We start from the raw sequence: 16,079 nt of genomic DNA, 5'->3' as shown, positions 1-16,079 counted from the left end.
CTTACACCACACTTTCTGTTAATTTGTCAGCATTCCGCTGGACTCTTTCTGTGCAAGCTCAAAAAAGGCCTGCTGTGCGTTCAGACGGCGCGAAAGCTCCGCTCTGGAAACCTCAAAGTGCATAAGTTTTATGTAACCTATGCATTTCTCACGGTCACGCTGCAAATGTTCCAGCGAGTCCTGTAAATTTCTGCCGTGCAGGGCAGAATAGCCAAAGGTTGCCCAGATACAGAGCGTACCAAAGTGGTCAATCATGTCCGCGTCCTGCACCAAATGTGCCGCGTCGCTGCGGCCGTCCTCCGGTTTGCGGTCGTCGTGTATGTGGACAATCTGCACCGCCTGCTCCAGCAGCATATCCCCCACCACACCGGTCAAAAGCTTCCGCATCCGTTTTGCGCCTGCGGCGGCATGGCCATTGTGCTCTGCACTGTCATGCGAAACATCATGGAACAGTGCCGCTGTGTAAACCAGCTCGTCCAAAGTTTCGGGCAGTCCGGCAGCCTGCCGAAGCTGAAGTGCCAGTTCCGCTGAGCGAATGCAGTGGTCAACCGTCCAAACACCGCGGCCGGCACTGTCCTGCTGCCCTTCCAATTCGTTTCGCAAAATTACCTGCAGTCTTTCTTTATCGAGTTGCATTTATTCCTCCGCCAAACCGTCCGGCAATTCCATGCAGAGGTATTTCGGCCGGAAACCGAGCTTTTCGTACAAATGAATCGCACCTTCATTAAAACACCAAACCTTCAATTCAAAGTGTCCCAATTTGCGTTCTTTTGCTTTATCCTGCATGGTTTTCATCAGCAGTTCGCCGATGCCCTGCCTGCGAAATTCTGATTTGACAAACAAATCTTCCACAAACGCAAGGGAGTGCGGTACTGTTATACCTTCCTTGCCGTCAAAGTGTTTTTCGGTCATAATACAGTAGCCCGCCGGTTTTCCGTCCGCTTCCGCTAAAAAGGCATAGGATTCCGCCAAAGTTTTTTCGAATTTTTCACGGGAAAATTCGTTACATATTACAAACTGGTCGGGCCGCGCCTTTGCGTGCACATTTTGAATTCCGCAAAGCATCGGTGCCGCCGCCTCGTAATCTTTTGCCGTCATTAACCGTACTGTTACAGACATTTCAGCTTCCTCCTTTGACCATCTTGGCAAGTTCAAACAGTTCATTCATACATTCAATCGGTGTCAGGGTGTTTACATCTATCTGACGCAGACGCTCCAACGCTTCCGCTTCACCTGGCGGTGTCAGCGTCATTTGTAAAGGCACCGCTTCCTCCTGCTTTGCGAGCTTCCGGCTCTGCGGAACCGCCGGTGCCGCGCTGGTCAGTTCCGCCAGAATCTGCTTAGCGCGCTTTACCACTTTATTCGGCACACCGGCAAGCTTCGCCACTTCAATGCCGTAGCTTTCGTCCGCACCGCCGCGCACAATTCGCCGCAAAAATGTAATGTCGTCGCCGTGCTTTTTGCAGGCAATATTATAATTTTTTACGCCATCCAGCAAATCCTCCAAAACGGTCAGTTCGTGGTAATGGGTCGCAAAAAGCGTTTTTGCACCCAGCGTCCGCTTGTTTGCAACAAACTCCACCACCGCACGCGCAATGCTCATGCCATCGTAAGTGGAAGTACCGCGGCCGATTTCGTCCAGAATCACCAGACTGTTGGAGGTTGCATTCTTCAAAATGTCCGCGACCTCTGCCATTTCCACCATGAAAGTAGACTGCCCCGCCGCAAGGTCATCCGATGCACCCACACGGGTAAAAATTGCGTCCGCAATACCGACCCGCGCAGAGGCCGCCGGCACAAAACAGCCAATCTGCGCCATAATCGTAATCAGCGCCACCTGCCGCATGTAGGTGGATTTACCCGCCATATTCGGCCCTGTAATGATGGCAACGCGGTTTTCGTCTTTGTCCAGTGTTACATCATTCGGTACAAAAGGCGCGTTCAGCAGCGCTTCTACGACCGGATGGCGGCTTTCACGCAGTTCCAGTTTTCCACTCATATCTACGATTGGACGGGTATACTGATTATCCACACTGACCTGCGCAAAGGAGAGCAGCACGTCCAGCTGCGCAATTGCAACAGCCGTATGCTGCACACGCTCCATCTGCCCCGCGATTTCCTTGCGCACCTGCTCAAAAAGCGAATGCTCCAGCTGCACGCTTTTATCGTGTGCGCCAAGAATACGGCCCTCCAGATCTTTCAGTTCCGGCGTAATAAAGCGCTCACAGTTTGTCAGAGTCTGCTTGCGGATATACTCCGGCGGCACTTGTTCTTTGTAGGCATTCGATACTTCTATGTAGTACCCAAACACGCGGTTGTAGCCGACTTTCAGCTTTGGTATTCCGGTGCGCTCGCGCTCTTTTGCTTCAATATCCGCCAAAATCCCGCGTCCGCTGCTCATATCGCCCTTGAGCAGGTCCAGTTCCTCACTGAAGCCGGATCTGATGATGCCGCCCTCACGCAGGGAAAACGGCGGCTCCTCCACAATCGCGCGGTCGACCAAATCTGCAATGTCAGAAAGCGGGTCAATGTTCTCCAGAATTGAACAAAGCAGCTGGGACTGTACCCCTTTGATGGCAGAGCGCAGCGGCGGCAGGCGGCGTGCAGTACTTTCCAGGGAACGCAGCTCCCGTCCATTTGCGCTGCCATATACCACGCGGGACATCACGCGCTCCAAGTCATGGATGCCGGAGAGTTCCTCGGCAATCTCATCCCGCAGCACCGCGTCACCGGTCAATTCCTCCACCGCGTTCAGGCGGCGGCTAATGGCAGCAGGGCTTAACAGCGGCTGTTCCATCCATGTGCGAATCAAACGCTTGCCCATAGGCGTATGGGTCTTGTCAAGCACCCAAAGCAGAGAACCGCGCTTTTCCTTGCTGCGCATGGTTTCAATCAGTTCCAGATTGCGCCGCGCGCTGAGGTCCAGCTTCATGTACTGCGCACCGCTGTACAGCTGCACAGAAGCAATTCGCTCAATTCCCGTACGCTGGGTGCGGTGCAGATAGGAAAACAGCGCACCTAATGCTGCTGTCAGTTCCGGCTTGTCCGCCAGCTCTAAATCCTCCAGCGTTTTGCCTCCGAATTGTTTCTGCACTTCCTCTGTAGTCTTTTGCTGCTCATACTCGCCGTCTTCCAGCAGTTCCAGACTGGCTGACAGCCGGTTGCGGATAAAGTCAGGCAGTTGGGTAAAGTCCAGCACCGCGCTGTTGACCAGAATTTCACTTGGAGAGTAGCGGGAAAGCTCATTTTTCAGCTGCTCTGCAAGTTCCGCCGTCAGTACCGTTGCATAAAGTTCGCCCGTAGAAATGTCCGCAAAACAGACGCCCGCGGTATTCCCGCGGACGTAGACAGAGCAAATATAGTTGTTTCGGGATTCGTCGAGCATACTGCTTTCCAAAACGGTACCGGGGGTTACTACGCGGATAATGTCGCGCTTCACCAGACCTTTGGCAAGTGCCGGGTCCTCCATCTGCTCACAAATAGCGACTTTGTAGCCCTTTGCCACCAGCTTCGCAAGATACGTTTCATAGCTGTGGAACGGTACACCGCACATGGGTGCGCGTTCCTCCTGCCCGCAGTCGCGCCCGGTCAGAGTGAGGTCCAGCTCACGGGACGCCAGCTTTGCGTCGTCATAGAACATTTCATAAAAATCGCCTAGACGAAAGAACAGGATCGTGTCCGGATACTGCTTTTTAATGTCAAAGTACTGCTTCATCATTGGCGAAAGATTTGCCATGTGCCGGGTTCCTCCTCAAACAGTTTTCAGGATATAAATTAGTGGCAGCCACCACAGCTGGTGCAGTCATGGGTGCAGGCGTCATAATCTGCAGTAGCCGGGTCTTCGCCGTCCGCACATTTGGAGATAATGCCGTAAACACGCTTGAGCAGTGTATCCATTTCCTGCTGCGCCGCGTTGTAGATAATCATGTTCGGGTTCGCCATAACCTTTTTGTAAACTTCCTGCAGTTCCGCATTGAGCTTGTTTACCTTTTCTTCGTCCTGCGGCTTTTTCTGCATTTCGTTGTTCAGGTTCATACGCTTGAGGTTAAACTCGCCGACCATTTCCTGCAGTTCCTTATCTTTGTCGCACTGTGCGCCAACTTCCTGCATTCTTGTGAAACGGGGGTCTGCCTGCAGTGCCTTGCCAAGTTCTCTGGTTGCTTCAATAACGTCCATGTGAGTTCTCCTTAAAAATGATTTTTTATAGTAATAGTATGGATAAACAAAATGAAATTACCCGCAGAGTTCGCCGGTTAAAATCCAGTTGCGTGCGGCGGTGATTTTCACCATCTGGAAAGTACCGCACAGCGACTCTTCACCCGGAAAATCAACTACCACGTTGCCGCCGGTGCGCCCGGTGAGCAAACCGGTTTTGGGGTTCTTTTCTTCCACCAGTACCCGCTGCACTGTGCCGACCGCAGACGCACAGCGCTTTGCCGCAATCTGTTCCTGCGCTGCGCACAGTTCCTGAAACCAACGGGACTTTTCTTCCGCTGGAATCGGATCCGGCATTTTTTCAGCGCGAGTCCCTTCACGCGGCGAGAAAATAAACGTAAACAGGCTGGTAAAGCCAACTTTTTCAATCAGCGAAACCGTGTCCTTGAATTCTTCGTAGGTTTCGCCGGGGAAACCGACAATTACATCGCTGGTCAAACTCAAATCCGGCATCACACTTCTGGCGTACGCAATCAGTTCCAAATACTTTGCACGGTCATAGTGCCGGTTCATTTCTTTCAGCACGCGGTCATTGCCGGACTGAAACGGCAGATGCAGGTGGTGTGCAATGTGTTTGCCCGCCGCCATAACGTCCAGCAGTTCATGAGTACAGTCCTTCGGGTGGCTGGTCATGAAGCGGATGCGGTAGTCCCCCGGTACTGCGTCCAGACGCTTTAAAAGCTGCGCAAAGTTCACACCGCAGTCCGGCTTTTTGCCATAGGAATTGACGTTCTGCCCCAGCAGGGTAATGTCCTTGTAACCCTGCCGCACCAGTCCTTCAAACTCCGCCTGCACCGCTTTCGGTGTGCGGGAACGTTCGCGCCCGCGCACATACGGCACTACACAGTAAGAGCAGAAATTGTCACAGCCGTACATAACCGTCAGCCACGCCTTTGTTTTGCCGTCGCGGTGAATCGGCAAGTTTTCTGCAATTTCTTTATCTTGTTCTTCTCCGCCGCGCGCAAAAACACGTGTGCTGTCCGTAATACAGGTGAACAGCAGTTGCGGAAAATTGCATATCTGATGTGTGCCAAACAGCAGGTTGACAAACGGATAACTGTCATGAATCCGCTGAGCAACGTGTTCCTGCTCCATCATGCAGCCGCACAGGGCAATGATGACGCCGGGAAACCGCCGTTTGATGTTTTTGAGCGCACCGACGTTGCCGAAAACACGATCTTCTGCGTGCTCTCGTACGGCGCAGGTGTTAAACAGAATAAAATCGGCATTTTCCGGCGTATCCGTAAAGGCAAAGCCCATCTTTTCCAGCATGCCCTTGATTTTTTCACTGTCTGCCACGTTTTGCTGGCAGCCGTAGGTATGCACAAAAGCAAGCGGCACTTCCCCGCGCTTTCGCACCTGCATAATTTCCCGCAGCTGCTCTGTATAGTGCTGCCCTGCGGCAGTCTGTGTATCAAGCTGTTCTGCCAAAAACAAGCCCTCCCCATTTTATATCAAAAATCTTTTGCAAAATTATTATTTTGCGGTTGGCAATTTAGTATAGCATATTCCGCCGAAAAGGGCAAGAAAAGGAGGCTTTCCGCCTGCGAAAAAACAAAAAGCCGCCGCGGATGCTTTGCCGCGGCAGCTTTGCAAAAGTGAATTTTTCGCTTACTTGTCACCATAAAACTTTCTGTGAATGACAGAAACTGCCTTATCGGCATCGTCCTGATCAATCAGAACAGAAATCTTAATTTCACTTGTGGAAATCATCTGAATGTTGATGTTGGCATCAAACAGGGATTCAAACATAGTGGAAGCAACACCCGGGTGAGATTCCATACCGGCGCCGACGATGCTGACCTTTGCCACATGGTCGTCATACACGACACTGGTGGCACCAATCATTTCCACATAAGGTCCGAGCAGGTCCATGGTGTCCTGCAGGTTATCGCGGCCAACCGTAAAGCTGATGTCCTTGGTTCCGTTGCGGCCAACAGACTGCAGAATAATATCGACGTTCACATTTTTTGCCGCAAGCTTTGTGAAAATCTTGAATGCAAGGCCCGGACGGTCCGGCACACCGATAATTGAAATGCGGGCCACGTCATTATCCTTCGCAACACCGCTGATAAGCATCTCTTCCACTTTATTAGCCTCCCTTACGATTGTACCCGGTTTGTTGGTCATGCTGGAGAGTACTTCCAGCTCAATGCCGTATTTTTTTGCCATCTCAACAGAGCGGTTGTTCAGAACCTGCGCACCCAGTGTGGCAAGCTCCAGCATTTCGTCATAAGAAATACAGCTGAGCTTTTTGGCATTCTTAACTTTACGTGGGTCTGCGGTAAACACACCCTCTACATCCGTAAAGATTTGGCACAAGTCCGCATGCATGGTTGCTGCAATGGCAACTGCACTGGTGTCACTGCCGCCGCGGCCCAGCGTGGTCATGTCATCGTAGCGGTTAACACCCTGGAAGCCGGTGACAACCACAATGTTCTTTTTGTCCAGTTCCTTGCGGATACGGTCCGGCTCCACGCGGTGAATACGGGCGCTGCCATACGCGGTACTGGTAACAAATCCCGCCTGCCAGCCCAGCAGGGAAACCACCGGGAAACCCAGCTTTTCAATCGCCATTGCCATCAGCGAAGCACTCATCTGCTCGCCTGCGGTCAGCAGCATATCCATTTCACGCTTGCTGGCGTGCGGATTGATCTCATTTGCCTTGGCAATCAGGTCATCCGTTGTATCGCCCTGCGCGGAAACGACCACCACCACGTCGTTTCCCTGCTTGTAGGTGTTCGTGACAATTTCTGCTACATGAAAGACCCTCTCTGCATTTGCCACAGAACTGCCGCCAAACTTCTGTACAATAAGACTCATACAGTTCATCCTCCATCTTCTTATAATCAATCAAACAGCACAAGAATTACTCAATAAAAATCTTTGCACCGCAGGATTCCGTCATCAGCAGCTTTACCTGCCAATCCCCCATGCCCTTATCTTCCAAATGTGCCCGCGCCGTTCTTTCAAAGTTCTGTGCTTCCTCCGCCTTTACCATGGAAATAATGGTCGGGCCAGCGCCGCTGATGCAGGTTCCCAGTGTACCAAGCTCGTAGCTCATCCGGCAGACATCGTCGTAATTTTCAATCAGGCCGGAACGGTACGGCTGATGAATCTTATCCTGCACAGCCACGCGCAGGTTTTCCAGATTGCCGGAAAAGAGCGAAGCTGTCATCAGCGCGGAGCGGGAAAGATTATACACTGCATCCGCGCGGCTGTAGCTGTCCGGCAGCACAGAACGCGCCTTTTCTGTTTTTAGCTCAAACGGCGGAATAAAGACTACAAAGCTGATTTTGTCGGAAACCGGCACACTTACACTGTAAACCTTGCCGCCTTCAATCGCGGAAGCAACCAGGCCGCCTTCCAGTGCCGGGGCAACATTGTCCGGATGGCCCTCGATTTTCGTTGCGAGGGTCACCAGTTCCTTCGTATCCAGTGGACTGCCAAGCAGGCGGTTCGCACCCAGAATACCCGCAACGATGCAGGCGGAACTGCTGCCTAACCCGCGCGCCATCGGGATATTGTTCAGCTGTACGATTTTCATGCCCGGCAGCTTGCGGCCGCACTGCTCATACAGCTGTTTTGCAGCCCAGTAAATCAGATTATGTTCATCCAGCGGCACCTGTACATCGTCTTTACAGGAAATATCAATCGAGTCCGATTCTTCCATCCAAACCTGATTGTACAGATTCAGTGCAATGCCGAGTGAATCAAAGCCGGAACCCAGATTGGCGCTGGTTGCCGGTACTTGTATGCGTATCATAATTCCTTACTCCCTACCGAACTGACTTCTATTTATTTTCTTTACATCTCACCAATACGAATGCGGTTATCCACAGTAATGCCCGCCGCTTCCAGCGCCTGCAGCTTTTCGTCACAGTCCTTTTCGGGCAGATGCTCCGTAACAAACGCGAATTCGCCGGACACAGGCTTTTTGCGGAACAGCCGTACTGCACCGCTGAACAATTCAGCCGCCTTGTCAAACGCATCATCGGCATCCGCTGCGTGCGCACGCACAAAGAACATACGCGACTCATTCCGGTAATCCTCTACATAGTCCGGCTCGCCATCCGCCCAGTAAAGGTACTTGCGTGCCTTCAGATGTTTGACACAGTCAATCACATCTGCAACCACCGCACTGGCTGTCGGCATCTTGCCCGCGCCTTTGCCGTAAAAAACAATATCGCCAGTCACATCGCCCCGCACCATAATGCCGTTAAATACATCATCTACATTTGCAAGCTGGCTTTCGCGCTCCACAAACATCGGGCAGACAATAATGGAAATTTTTTTGTTCGCCGTACGCTTTACTTCGCCAATCAGCTTGACAACGCCGCCCCAACTTTCCGCATATTCCACATCAGCAAGAGCAATCTGCGTGATGCCTTCGGTGTGTACCTGCTTCGGATAAACATGCTTTCCATAAGCAAGGGATGCCAAAATGCAAATTTTGCGGCAGGCATCCGCGCCCTCTACATCCGCGGACGGGTCACGCTCCGCATAACCCAGCCGCTGTGCTTCTGCCAATGCATTTTTAAAGTCCGCACCGTCGCGAAACATTTTGGTCAGGATATAGTTCGTTGTGCCATTTAAAATGCCGGCCACACCAACCACGTCATTTGCCGCAAGGCACTGGCTCATTGGGCGGATAATCGGAATGCCGCCGCCAACACTCGCTTCAAACAGAAAATTCACATTTTTGTCTTTGGCAATCTGCAGCAGGTCGGCACCCTTTGCAGCAACCAGCTCTTTGTTGGAAGTAACCACGCTTTTGCCTGCCAACAGGCAGCGGCGCACATAATCATACGCCGGGGCAAGCCCGCCCATGACTTCCACAACGATTTTTACTTCGGGGTCATTCAGAATCTGGTCGAAAGACTTCGTGAATGTACCCATCATTGGAGGATTTGGAAAATCCCTGCGCACAAGGACATACTTCACGTGTATCCCCTCATGTGCGCGAAGCGTCAGCCCCTCAGCATGCTTCGCGAGCACCTCTATTACGCCGGTACCAACCACGCCGTACCCCATGACTGCGATTTCGACCATCTTCAGCACTCCCTTAATGACCGCATTTTATGAACAGAACCGGGCGCAGAAGCCCGGTAAATGAACAAACTCATGATTCCTATGGACGCTTTATCAGTTTAACATGTTTTTTTGCAAGTTTCAACCGTTTTTCATTCTTTTACGGCGATTTCAGCCGCATATGACAGGAATTTAAGAATTCAGGGCTGCGGCAATATGCAAAATGCACTTGCCGCAGCCCTGAACGATTACCTTGTTATCCTGCGTTTCCTTCTGACGGAGCAGAAGTTGGTTTCTGCGATGCCGCAGGCTTGCTTTCCACCGGCGCTTTCGATTCTTCGCCGTGCTGGCTGGAAGCAGCCGGCTCACTGGACTGCGGTGTCTGGCTTGCCGGTTCCTCACCGCCGCCGTTGCTTTCAGCCTGCGAGGTGGCCTGCTGACTTTCGCCTCCGGTACTGCTTTCATCCGGTTCGCTTGCACTTCCCCCAGAGCCGTGATTGCCGTCGCACACCTTTGGCAGGTTGTTGCTGTCGTAATAGCCGTCTTTTGTATCTGCGCAGCCGCTGCCGGCAAGCAGTCCGGTACGCACACAATATGACTTTTTCACCATGCTTCCGTCAAATGTAAAATCTTTTTGTGTTTTGTTTGCAAGGTATTTTTCAAAGATACCTTTCCACAAAGCTTTAGAGTAAGTGGTGCTGGAAAGCGTTTTATTTTTGCCGTAGCCTGTCCACACCGCGCCTGTCGCATACGGGCTGCAGCCGACAAACCAGCTGTTTACATCATTATCCGTTGTACCGGTTTTGCCGACAATATCCCAGCCGTCAATATTGACTGCGGTTGCAGTACCGTCGGTTACAACTGTGCGCAGCAGCCGGTTCATAATGGATGCGGACACGGAGCTGATTGCCTGTACCGGTGCTTTGGTTGTATTGTCAATAATCACGTTTCCGCTGTGGTCAAGCACTTTATAGAAAGTATAGGGCTGATAATATTTGCCGCCGTTGCCAAAAATCTCATAGGCAGCAGCCATGTTCAGTACCGTAACACCCTGTGTCTGGCCGCCCAGTGACATATTGCCCAGCAGTTGGCTGTCCTCTTTTGTCAGGCAGTTGGAGAAGCCCAGCTTCTGTACCATAAAGTTGTAGCTGTTTGTAATGCCAAAAGCCTTACAGACCTGTGCCGCCGCACAGTTGTAGGAATGTGCCAGCGCTTCCTGCACGGTCACCTCACCGTGGCACACGGCTGACTGGGTGTCAGAACTCCAGTTGTTTGGGCCTGCGCTGCCGTCCGGAAAATAATTTTCAACTTTTTCATCTTTGACCAGCGAGGAATAAGTAATCTGTCCTTTGTCTAGTGCCGGCGCATAAGTTGAAATCGGCTTTACAGAAGAACCGGACTGAAACTTCAGCATTGTGGCATAGGAATTGACCAAATTGGCGGTCTTTTGGTTTCTGCTGCCGACAGTGGCAAGCACACGCCCATCATAGCCAACCGCACAAAAGCCCGTCTGTACGTCTTTGTCATCATCCAAAATACCGCTGTGCAAAATGTAATCCTGTGCAGTTTTTTGCAAATCCTGATCTTCCGCTGAATAAATTTTCAGGCCGGAGCTATAAATCATATTGCTTGCAGCACTGCTGGAGCAACTGTATTTATTCATCAGCGCAGTCTGCACATCGCGAATAACCGCTTCTGTGTACCAGTCCCAAACCTGATTGCTGGTGTCGGAGCCTTTTTTGCCCACAAAGGTCATGTTTTCGCTTTCCTTCATAGCCTGAGTGTACTCAGCATCTGTGATCAATTTCTGGTCATGCATGGCAGTAAGAACGGTCTGCTGACGGATACGGTTGTTATCCTTGTGCACCAATGGGGTGTACTTGGCAGGGTTCTGCGTAATACCGGCAATAGCCGCGCACTGGGCTATATCGCAGTCCTGAATATTTTTGCCAAAGTAAAGATTGGCTGCAGCCTGCACACCCTGTGTACCGGAGCCATACGGTACACAGTTCAGGTATGCCTCCAAAATTTGCTCTTTGCTGTACTTCTTTTCCAGGTTGACAGCACGGAAAATCTCCTTGACCTTTCTGGTCAGGCTGACTTCATCTTCCTGCGTCAGGTTTTTAATGAGCTGCTGCGTGATGGTGGAACCGCCGTAGCTGTTTGAACCGCCAACAAGATTCAGCATAGCGCCGGCAGTACGCTTCCAGTCAACACCGCTGTGGTCCCAAAAGCGTTTGTCCTCAATAGCAACCATTGCATCCTTCATTGCCTTAGGAATTTTTGCGTAGTCCACCCAAACACGCTGTTCACCGCTGTGCAGCGAAAGCTTCTGCACCGGCTGATTTCTGTTGTCGCCTGAACCGTTGACATACAGGTAGCTGGTATAAGTCTGCTTGTACTCCGCTAAATCAATCTTCACTGATTCATCTTTCATGCTGAATACAAAAGAAAGCAGAGATATGCCGACAATAATCATTGTTATCAACAGGATAACAGCAGCCGTAAGCAGGACCTTCCCAATTACACGGAAAACTGAAGCACCGGTCGCAGACGCCGTGTGGTCACGCATCTGTCCGTTTATATAGTTGGTATCTCTGTCCGTTTTCTTCATTCTGTTTCCTCCACGATTGTGGTCTGCCGCCAACGCAATCAATCCCGCTGAAAGCAGTTTACCCCGTCCGCTGCAATTTCAAGAAAAAATGTATATTTTTCCAGAAAATGCGCATACTGCTTCCGAGGTGATGCCTTGTGAAAAAGCTGAATATCGTAATGCTGGTGTGCGCTGTTGTCATTGCAGCGCTGCTGGTTGTATCCCTTTCCGTATCAAACGATGTGCTTGAAACCAAAAAAACACCATCCAGCACATTCGTTTATTCTAGCGCAAATGCGCCTTCAAGTCAAGAAAGTACCGCCCCGCCAACTTCCTCCGCTGTTTCATCCGGCGGCAGGATGGCTGTTTATCTGGTAAAAACCTACAATGGAGAAATCGGCATTTTCCGTGTAGGAGAAACCGTGCCGTTCCGCATTCTGCACGTTAAAACAGAGTCGCTGCCCGCGGCGGATCAGCGGCTTTTGCACAGCGGAATTTCTGTACAGACTTCAGAGGAACTTCAGCGTATCGTAGAAGATTATATCAGCTGAAAAAATCATTTTTCAGCCACAAGCGTAAATACTATGTAAAAGGGCGCCATGCCGCCCGGCATGGCGCCCTGAAGAGAAGCCGAACTTACTTCATGCCCTCTTCGTAGGACTGAATCATTTTTTTAACCATCTGGCCGCCAACGCTGCCGGCTTCGCGGCTTGTAAGGTCACCGTTGTAGCCTTCTTTCAGATTGACACCCACTTCAGAAGCTGCTTCCATCTTGAACTTGTCCAGTGCCGCACGAGCCTCCGGAACGACCAATTTGTTGCTGCTAGTAGAAGAATTGCTTGCCATCATCAATACACTCCTTTTTCCTATTGAAAAATGTTATATCTTGCGTTTGCTTTCATAGTTTGCGCCTACACAAGGTTTTTATTACTGTAAATTTAAGGAGTAATGCAAGCAAATATATCCGTTTTTTTTAATAAAAAGCTTCATCTTTTGTATCTGAAAGAAAGCTGTGCAGACGGCTGCAGAGCTGAGCTGCCATTTCCCGGTCAAGCTGAATGTCCAGCGGATGCAGGCTGCTTTCTCCTTCCTGACCGGCAGACTGCACCCAAATTGAAAAATACTTTTCATTTTGAGAATATTCAAGCGCTGTTCTGTTCTTCACCCGAATCGGGCGGGAAGTGCTTCGAATTTCTGTAATACGAGCCATTTTCATATCTCCTTTACGCAAGCGCTGCCAGCTGTGAAACGGTGCAAAGTGAAGTCCCTCTGCTCTGCAGTGCCTGCAGAATATGCGGCAGCGCAGTTGCCGTATTGAGTCCGCTGCAGTTCAGCAGCAATATTCCACCGGGCTGCAGGCGGTTAATTGCCTGTTCACTGATTACTGCCGGCGCGACATTTCTCCAGTCATCTGTCATTGCGGAACAGTCCGCCAAGTGCAGGCCCAGTTCATGCGCCTGCCGCAGTAAAGCATCATTCCACCGACGATACGGTGGGCGCAGCCACTTCGGTTCCACGCCACAGGCTGCTTTGATTTTTTTGCAGCACGCAACAAGATCCTGTCGCTGCTGTTCTTCTGTCATGGCAGTCAAATCCCTGTGCAGGTCGCCGTGGCAGCCGATTTCGTGTCCTTCCTGCGCAATCTGCCGCAGTGTACGGGGATATTTTTCTGTCCAAACACCGGTAACAAAAAAAGTTGCTTTTACATTTTTACTGCGCAGTGCCCTAAGTATTGCTGGAATCTGCTCAGCATCGGTGTCTGCATCAAAGGTAACAGCTGCGGCATTCTGCACGGTCTTTACCGAACACAGCGGTTCCTCCGGCATGGCCTGTAAACAGGCCAAAGCACGAGCTGCACAGCAGAAGCCAATGCACAAGACAAGTATTCCAATCAAGGCAGCACGTTTTCGCAAAACAATCAGGAACCGCACAGGCGCATCCCTCCTACCCAAGTGTATGCAGAACCGCGTTTGACTATGAGAAAAGGACCTTCGAAAAGCCTACAGCTTTCCGAAAGTCCTTTCGTTTTTAGACGCCTTCTTTGTCAGCTTCCGCCGCCAGCAAATCCGTTTTGTCTGCATGGCCGGAGTAAGTTGGCACCAAACGATGTACAATCGCAACCATTGCGGTGTTATCCACACCGGCAACGCCGCGCAGTTCTTCTAAATCCGTCAAGAAACTTGCTTCATTAAACTGAATCGGAGAACCGATGTAAATCAAATCGTGGTCTGTTTTTTCGCATTTGCCCTCTGCATCCAGAAGCAGCTCTTCATACAGCTTTTCACCCGGACGCAGGCCAGTAAACTCAATCTTGATATCTACATCCGGCTCATAACCGGAAAGACGAATCAGGTTGCGTGCCAAGTCAACAATCTTAACCGGCTGTCCCATGTCCAGTACGAAAATCTCGCCGCCGTGTGCCATACCGCCGGCCTGAATGACCAGACGCGCCGCTTCCGGAATCGTCATGAAGTAGCGAATGATATCCGGATGGGTAACAGTTACCGGGCCGCCTGCAGCGATCTGCCGCTTAAATAGCGGAATTACGCTGCCGCTGCTGCCCAGCACATTGCCAAAACGCACGGCAACATACTCCGTGTGGCTGCTGTGGCGGCTCATGTACTGAATAACCAACTCGCAGATACGTTTTGTTGCACCCATAATATTTGTCGGATTGACTGCTTTATCCGTAGAAATCAGTACCATGCGCTTTACACCGTACTTATCGCACGCCTGCGCAACATTCCATGTACCAAACACATTATTCTTGACTGCTTCGCCCGGGCTCAGCTCCATCAGCGGAACATGCTTATGTGCTGCAGCGTGGAACAGAACATCCGGCTTGTATACACGCATAACGTGCTCCACACGTGCGCGGTCACGCACAGAGCCGATAATGACCTCGAGGTCCAAATCACCGCCATAGCGAATTTTCATTTCGTTCTGCAGATCATAAGCGTTGTTTTCATAAATATCGAATACAACAATCTTTTTCGGTTTGAAATGCGCAATCTGCCGACACAGTTCACTGCCGATAGAACCGCCGCCGCCCGTTACCATAATGGTTTTGCCCTGCAGATAGCCGCTGATTTCCTCTGTGTTCAGACGGATTTCGTCACGTCCGAGCAGGTCGGTAATGTCCACGTCATGCACCTGCATGCTCGCGGGACTGCCCTCAACAATTTCATACAAAGCAGGAATTGTTTTTAATTCACAGCCTGTGGAAGCGCAGATATGCATGATATCCTGCTTGTCCGGCATGGAAACCGCCGACATAGCCAGTAGGATTTCGTCAATATTATAGCGCGCCGCAATGCGGGGAATCTGATTTCTGCCGCCAATAATTTTCACACCATTAATGCGGGTGCCGCGTTTTTTGGGGTCATCGTCGATTGCAACAACCGGTACGCCCTTGCTTTCCGGCGCATTTTTCATGTCCTTAATCAGCATGGAGCCCATTTCGCCCGCACCGACAATCATTACACGCTTGAATTCGTCAGACATCCGCCCAGCGAGGTGAGAACGCCGCAGGCGATAAGCAAAACGTACGCTGATGCGCGTAATGCACACAAAGCCGAAAATCAGCACGTACGCAATCACATAAACACCGCGCCAAAACTTGCTGACGTAGAAAAATGCACTGCCATAGTGCACCAGCAAAAAGCAGATAGCTGCTGCAACGGTAGAGCCCAAAAAGATTTGGAATATTTCATCGATACTGCAGTATTCCCATCGGGTATTGTAAAAACGTGCCACAAAGAAACAGACAAGATGGATAAGGATCAGCCACGGAATCCAAAAATTGAACGTTTCCCGCTGGTAATAATCGAAATTAAAAGTGTCAAAGCGCAGTACAAACGCAAGCCAATAACCTAAAAAAACACTCAGGCAGTCCACAACAAGCTGCGGAACCAGGCTTTTCAGCGATATATTTCGGAAAATCCGGTTTGTTTTCTTCATTTTCAAATCTCCCATGTATGCGGTATCTTCGCAATTTAAAGCAATCCCCACAAAATTGTTAGAAAACTGCTTTTCGTCGTTTTCATAGAAAACAACCGCAGCCCTACGGTTTTAAACTTAGCAGCATAGGAAAGGGGATAAAAAGGTGCCTGCCTCTGGAAAAGGTGGGCTGCAAACTCAGGGTCCTGACCTTGCATCAGTAACTATGAACATTGCTCTAACCAATGTATTATAGCACATTTGCTTATCAAAGCAAACATAAAAATTCCGCCCATAGGCA

At 50.6% G+C, this 16,079-nt stretch carries 14 protein-coding genes; 1 reads left to right on the top strand and 13 read right to left on the bottom strand.

The features are described from left to right. Window positions 1–18 precede the first annotated feature (18 nt). The 9 genes from H6X83_RS05530 to H6X83_RS05490 all read right to left on the bottom strand — a co-directional run bounded on the left by H6X83_RS05530 (window position 19) and on the right by H6X83_RS05490 (window position 11,860). A complete protein-coding gene (locus H6X83_RS05530; protein ID WP_212508144.1) occupies window positions 19–636 on the bottom strand; it encodes an HD domain-containing protein in 618 nt (205 codons plus the stop codon). Then, the gene (locus H6X83_RS05525) at window positions 637–1,119 is read right to left on the bottom strand and encodes a GNAT family N-acetyltransferase (protein ID WP_212508143.1); all 483 of its coding nucleotides are present in this window, start codon (window positions 1,117–1,119) and stop codon (window positions 637–639) included. It lies immediately after the preceding gene. 1 nt (window position 1,120) lies between these two features. Then, window positions 1,121–3,736, bottom strand: coding sequence for a DNA mismatch repair protein MutS (gene mutS, locus H6X83_RS05520; protein ID WP_212508142.1), 2,616 nt, complete (start codon window positions 3,734–3,736; stop codon window positions 1,121–1,123). A gap of 38 nt (window positions 3,737–3,774) precedes the next feature. Beyond that, window positions 3,775–4,176, bottom strand: a complete 402-nt coding sequence (locus H6X83_RS05515; protein ID WP_212508141.1) for a YlbF/YmcA family competence regulator — start codon at window positions 4,174–4,176, stop codon at window positions 3,775–3,777. A 57-nt stretch (window positions 4,177–4,233) separates the two neighbouring features. Next, window positions 4,234–5,646: a tRNA (N6-isopentenyl adenosine(37)-C2)-methylthiotransferase MiaB gene (gene miaB / locus H6X83_RS05510; RefSeq protein WP_246419520.1), complete on the bottom strand. Its 1,413-nt coding sequence runs from the start codon at window positions 5,644–5,646 to the stop codon at window positions 4,234–4,236. Window positions 5,647–5,826: 180 nt separating this feature from the next. Next, window positions 5,827–7,038: an aspartate kinase gene (locus H6X83_RS05505; RefSeq protein WP_212508140.1), complete on the bottom strand. Its 1,212-nt coding sequence runs from the start codon at window positions 7,036–7,038 to the stop codon at window positions 5,827–5,829. A gap of 46 nt (window positions 7,039–7,084) precedes the next feature. After that, the gene (gene thrB / locus H6X83_RS05500; protein ID WP_212508139.1) at window positions 7,085–7,981 is read right to left on the bottom strand and encodes a homoserine kinase; all 897 of its coding nucleotides are present in this window, start codon (window positions 7,979–7,981) and stop codon (window positions 7,085–7,087) included. A 41-nt stretch (window positions 7,982–8,022) separates the two neighbouring features. Next, complete coding sequence (locus tag H6X83_RS05495) at window positions 8,023–9,267, bottom strand: homoserine dehydrogenase (RefSeq protein WP_212508138.1); 1,245 nt, start codon at window positions 9,265–9,267, stop codon at window positions 8,023–8,025. A gap of 235 nt (window positions 9,268–9,502) precedes the next feature. Then, complete coding sequence (locus tag H6X83_RS05490) at window positions 9,503–11,860, bottom strand: transglycosylase domain-containing protein (protein WP_212508137.1); 2,358 nt, start codon at window positions 11,858–11,860, stop codon at window positions 9,503–9,505. Between the two features lie 137 nt (window positions 11,861–11,997). Here H6X83_RS05490 and H6X83_RS05485 point away from each other — a divergent pair, with 137 nt between their 5' ends. After that, entirely contained in the window at window positions 11,998–12,390 is a 393-nt protein-coding gene (locus H6X83_RS05485) for a hypothetical protein (protein WP_212508136.1), read from the top strand. An 85-nt stretch (window positions 12,391–12,475) separates the two neighbouring features. Here H6X83_RS05485 and H6X83_RS05480 read toward each other — a convergent pair whose 3' ends face one another. The 4 genes from H6X83_RS05480 to H6X83_RS05465 all read right to left on the bottom strand — a co-directional run bounded on the left by H6X83_RS05480 (window position 12,476) and on the right by H6X83_RS05465 (window position 15,799). Further along, complete coding sequence (locus H6X83_RS05480) at window positions 12,476–12,685, bottom strand: alpha/beta-type small acid-soluble spore protein (RefSeq protein WP_212508495.1); 210 nt, start codon at window positions 12,683–12,685, stop codon at window positions 12,476–12,478. Window positions 12,686–12,812: 127 nt separating this feature from the next. Next, window positions 12,813–13,049, bottom strand: a complete 237-nt coding sequence (locus H6X83_RS05475; RefSeq protein WP_212508135.1) for a hypothetical protein — start codon at window positions 13,047–13,049, stop codon at window positions 12,813–12,815. Window positions 13,050–13,062: 13 nt separating this feature from the next. Further along, the gene (locus tag H6X83_RS05470; RefSeq protein WP_212508134.1) at window positions 13,063–13,770 is read right to left on the bottom strand and encodes a polysaccharide deacetylase family protein; all 708 of its coding nucleotides are present in this window, start codon (window positions 13,768–13,770) and stop codon (window positions 13,063–13,065) included. A 97-nt stretch (window positions 13,771–13,867) separates the two neighbouring features. Further along, on the bottom strand, window positions 13,868–15,799 hold the full coding sequence (locus H6X83_RS05465) for a nucleoside-diphosphate sugar epimerase/dehydratase (RefSeq protein ID WP_212508133.1): 1,932 nt from the start codon (window positions 15,797–15,799) through the stop codon (window positions 13,868–13,870). Window positions 15,800–16,079: the final 280 nt, after the last annotated feature.

It is taken from the genome of Caproicibacterium amylolyticum (genome assembly GCF_014467055.1).
Lineage (GTDB): Bacteria > Bacillota > Clostridia > Oscillospirales > Acutalibacteraceae > Caproicibacterium > Caproicibacterium amylolyticum.
This window is presented reverse-complemented; position numbering and strand designations above follow the sequence as displayed.